The organism is Mesorhizobium sp. M2A.F.Ca.ET.037.01.1.1 (genome assembly GCF_003998075.1).
In the GTDB taxonomy this organism is placed as follows: domain Bacteria; phylum Pseudomonadota; class Alphaproteobacteria; order Rhizobiales; family Rhizobiaceae; genus Mesorhizobium.
Genome location: NZ_RZSA01000618.1, coordinates 1 through 4,093, shown reverse-complemented (window position 1 = coordinate 4,093; position 4,093 = coordinate 1). Strand labels below are relative to the sequence as shown.

Sequence of the window (4,093 nt, the reverse complement as noted above, 5' to 3'; positions counted from 1 at the left end):
GGCGTAATAGTCCTTCGGCATCTTGTCGGCGATCTCCTCGGCCGAATGGCCGGCGATGAACTTCATCGTCTTGACGAAGGCGTTGGCGAGCTTCTGCGCCTCGTCCTTGTGACCCTCAAGCCAGCTCGACTGCACGTAGAAGGAGGCCGCCGGATAGTCGCCACCCAGCGCTTCTTTGGTCTTCTCGGGCGTGCGCATGTCGACCAACACCTTGGCCTCGCCGGTCTGGAGCAGCTTGGCAATGGTCGGCTCGGTGGTCATGCCGGCCTGGATCTGGTCCTGCTTGACCGCGGCGATGAAAGTGTTGCCGGCGCCGACCGGAAGCAGCGTGTAGTCGCCGGGCTTCAGGCCGTTGCGAACGGCGAGATACTGGGTGAGGAAATCTGTCGAGGAGCCGAGGCCGGTGACGCCGAGCGTCGCGCCCTTGAAGTCGGCCGGCGACTTGATCTCGGGGTGCTTTGCCGAGACCAGCTCGACCTCGCCCGGCGCCTGGCTGAACTGCACGATCGACTGGATGTATTTGCCCTTCGACTGCAGGTCGACGGTGTGGTCGTAGAAGCCGACGACGCCCTGCACCGCGCCGGCCAGCAATTCGTTCTCGGCCTCGACGCCGGCGCGGGAGTTCACCAACTCCACGTCAAGCCCCTCATCCTTGAAGTAGCCGAGCTGCTGGGTAAGCACGGCCGGCAGATAGATCTGCTTTTCCATGCCGCCGACGATGATGGTGATCTTGTCGGCAGCCGAGGCCGCCGATGCGCCAGCGCCAACCATGGCAAGCGTCAGCAGCGCCGACCGCAGGACGCGTTTAGAGATGAGACGGGTCACGTAACTTCCTCCACTGGGCGACGCAGCGCGCCGCATTTCCTCCTCGCGGCCACTCCCAGCCGCTCATGTGGCGAACGCCACAAAACTGTCATGGCATGGCCAAGCTTTCAGCTGGCTTTCAGCCGTTTTGACGGCTGCTGAAACGAAATCCTGCAATACGAGCGGGTCAGACGGCGCCAAAGCCCAGCACATGGCGCATATCGTATTCGCCGGGCGGCCGCCGGGCGACCCAGAGCGCCGCCGCGATGGCGCCGCGCGCGAACATCGAGCGATCGCCCGCGGCATGCGAAAGCGTGAGCGTCTCGCCTTCGGCAAGGAAGCTCACGCTGTGCTCGCCGACGATGCCGCCGCCGCGCAGCACGGCAAAGCCGATCTCGCCGGCACCGCGCGGACCAACGAGGCCGTCGCGGGCGCGCCTGGCCACATCGTCCAGTTCAATGCCACGTCCGCGCGCAGCCGCTTCGCCCAGCATCAGCGCCGTGCCCGACGGCGCGTCGACCTTGAAGCGATGATGCGCTTCGAGGATTTCGATGTCGCAGTCATCATGCCCAAGCGCCCTCGCGGCCTGCTCGACCAGGCCGGTCAGCATGTTGAGGCCGAGCGAATAGCTGCCGGAGCGCACGATGGCGATTGTCTTTGCCGCCTCGGCGATTGCGGCCAACTCCGAGGCGGTGAAACCGGTTGAGCCGATCACCAGCGGCGGACCGCCGCGCGCCGCGCAGGCTTTGGCCAGTTCGGCGGACGCCGCGGGCGTGGTGAAGTCGATCACCACGTCGGCAAGCGCCAGCGCTTCGTCGCGCTCGACCAATCCCTCGCCCGCGCTGCCCGGCCGATGGAAGCGCGCGACGAGCTGCAGCCGCGGATCGGCGGCGACGGTCTCCGCCATCTGCCTGCCCATGCGACCGAGCGCGCCGGCGATGGCGATTTTCAGCGGCTGCGGCATGGCGATCCTGTCGAAAATCCGAGTCGTGACAATCCTCTAGCACGCCGCCTTGGCAAATTGATTCAAACGACTGCGGGCCGCGACATGCGGGCGATACGAGGGCGAACTATACGCGAATGTGAAGCGCCACACTCATCATCGCTGACGCGACATGCTAATTTAGCGCCTGTGTCCGGCTGCGCCCGGACCAAGTCCGAGGGGGACGCTCATGCTGCGGCCAGTGCACGCCCTGGTTCTTTCCTGCCTCGCCTTGACGCCCATCGCCGGGGCGGCCCTGGGAGCGCAGGCGTCTTCCGAAAAATCCGACGACGCGGCCAAAAAGGCTGCGGACGATGCGGCGAAGAAAGCCGCGCTTGCCGAAGCGATCAGCGTCTGCGACCGTGGCGCTTCCGTGCCGCTCGATCCTGAAGCCAAGGCGCCGCCTGTCCAATATGGCGCGCTCTTTCCGCAAGACTTCGATCTCACCAAGCTCAAAACCCTGGCCGACAAATGCCAGGCGGCGATGCTCGGCGCGCCACAGGAAAAGCGGCTGACGCTTGAATGGCTGCGGGGCCAGGTCGCGCTCAATCAGCCGGGGCTTGCCTTTCTCCTGCCGCAGATCAAGCTCATCGCCGAAGGCGGCAGTCCCGAGGCGAATTATCTGCTCTACGAGGTCTACTCGGTGCATCGGCGCGACGGCGCCGACGCCGGTCCGCTACCTGTCTCGCGCGACATGGCGCTCGAAGCCTTGCAGAAGGCAGGCGCTGCCGGCCATCTCACGGCGCTCGAGACGCTGCTGCGTCAGTATATCGATGGGCCGCTGCTGCGCCGCGATGCGCACAAGGTGGTCGAGACCGCGCAACGCGTCATCGACGCGCCGGCCCAGGGCCAATCGCCCGGCGAATGGGACAGCCAGTTCCGTGCCGCCATGCCGCTGCTGATTGCGCGGACGACGCTGGAGAACGACGGCTTTGCCGCCGAGGAGCAGCACAAGGCTTTTCAGGCCGTTGCTGCGGATACCAAGGCCGGCACTGGCGGGCCCGAAGCGTCGGTGCTCGCTTATATCAAAGCGCTGCGGCTCGGCCGAGGCACACAGCAGGACGCGGCGAAGGCAAGGCAATTGCTGGAAGCGCGCGTCGCCAACGATCAATATGCCATACCGATGCTGGCCGACATGCTGGCCAAGGGCGAAGGCGGGCCAGCCGACGGCAAGCGCGCTATCGCCATGCTGCGTGCCCCCTCCAAAAACGTCGCCGGCGCCGGGCCAATGCTCGCCGGCCTGCTGCTCGACGGCAAATTCGTCGGCCGCCAGCCGCGCGAGGCGATCCGGTTGCTCAATGCCCCGTGGGACCTCGACGCCAGCATCAGGCTGGCGAAGCTGCTTCCCGACTATGACGGCTTTCAGATCGACCATCCGGACCAGCTCGTCGAGCGCCTGAGCGACGCCGCCGAGGCCGGCGAACCAGGTGCTGCGCTGGCGCTGGCGCGGCTGCAGCTGTCGGACGATCAGCGGTTCAAGAACGAGGATGTGGCGCGCGCCATGCTGAAGCCGCTGGCGGACGCGGGCGACCGCGACGCGCTCTGGCTCTACGCCTCGACGCAATATGCCAACCTCGATTCGACCAGCTATCGCCCGTCGCGCCGCGACGACGGCCTGAGCGACGATCAACTGAAGGTCCTGATCGACGAAGGCGAGGCCAAGAAGCAACAGCAGGCCTATCTCCTGCACGCGAATCTTTTGCGCAAGGGCGTGGTCTATCCGCAGGACGACCAGAGGGCGACGACCATGCTGATCAACGCCGCCAATCTCGGCAGCGTCGAAGCGATGGTGCTGCTGGGCGATGCCTATGACGATGGTCTCGGCGTCGACAAGAACCCGCGCGAGCGGCTGCATGCCTGGCGCGAGGCGGCGCGGCTCGGCTCGCTCAAGGCCAAGAGCAAGCTCGCCAACGCGTTCACCTTCGACAGTTTCGACCATCTGATGACGCTGCGCGAAGGCATCACCGATCGCATCGCCCTTTACAATGACGGCATCGGCAGGATGGGCGTTGGTGTGTTCGGCGCCAACGACGCCGGCATTGAGCTGAGCGGCCTCTTTTCCGGACCGGCCTCCAGCGCCGGAAACGCGGCGATCGCGGGCGCGGTGATGGATGCATTTCGCGAGGCGCCGGCCGGCCTCGACGACCAGAACCTTGTCGGCATCGGCAAGGCGCTGCCCGACGAGATCCGCGTCGCCATCGAGACGACGCTGAAGAGCGAAGGTTTCTATACGGGCGAGCCGAAGGGCTATTTCGGCCCCGACGCGCGCAAGGCGCTCGCCGCCTGGGTCGATGCGAAGGGTCCGCT

Annotated in this window: 3 protein-coding genes; 1 reads left to right on the top strand and 2 read right to left on the bottom strand. The window is 66.1% G+C overall.

What is annotated here, in order from left to right; all coding sequences use genetic code 11:
* Both EOA27_RS25490 and dapB read right to left on the bottom strand, forming a co-directional pair.
* The coding region (locus EOA27_RS25490) for an ABC transporter substrate-binding protein (protein WP_189562107.1) at window positions 1-771 on the bottom strand (771 nt) is incomplete at its 3' end.
* Window positions 772-991: 220 nt separating this feature from the next.
* Window positions 992-1,768, bottom strand: a complete 777-nt coding sequence (dapB, locus tag EOA27_RS25485; RefSeq protein WP_126078180.1) for a 4-hydroxy-tetrahydrodipicolinate reductase — start codon at window positions 1,766-1,768, stop codon at window positions 992-994.
* Between the two features lie 208 nt (window positions 1,769-1,976).
* On the opposite strand from dapB, the gene EOA27_RS25480 reads away from it, so the two are divergent.
* Window positions 1,977-4,093: sel1 repeat family protein (locus EOA27_RS25480; RefSeq protein WP_145970524.1), on the top strand; the 2,117-nt coding region annotated here is incomplete at its 3' end.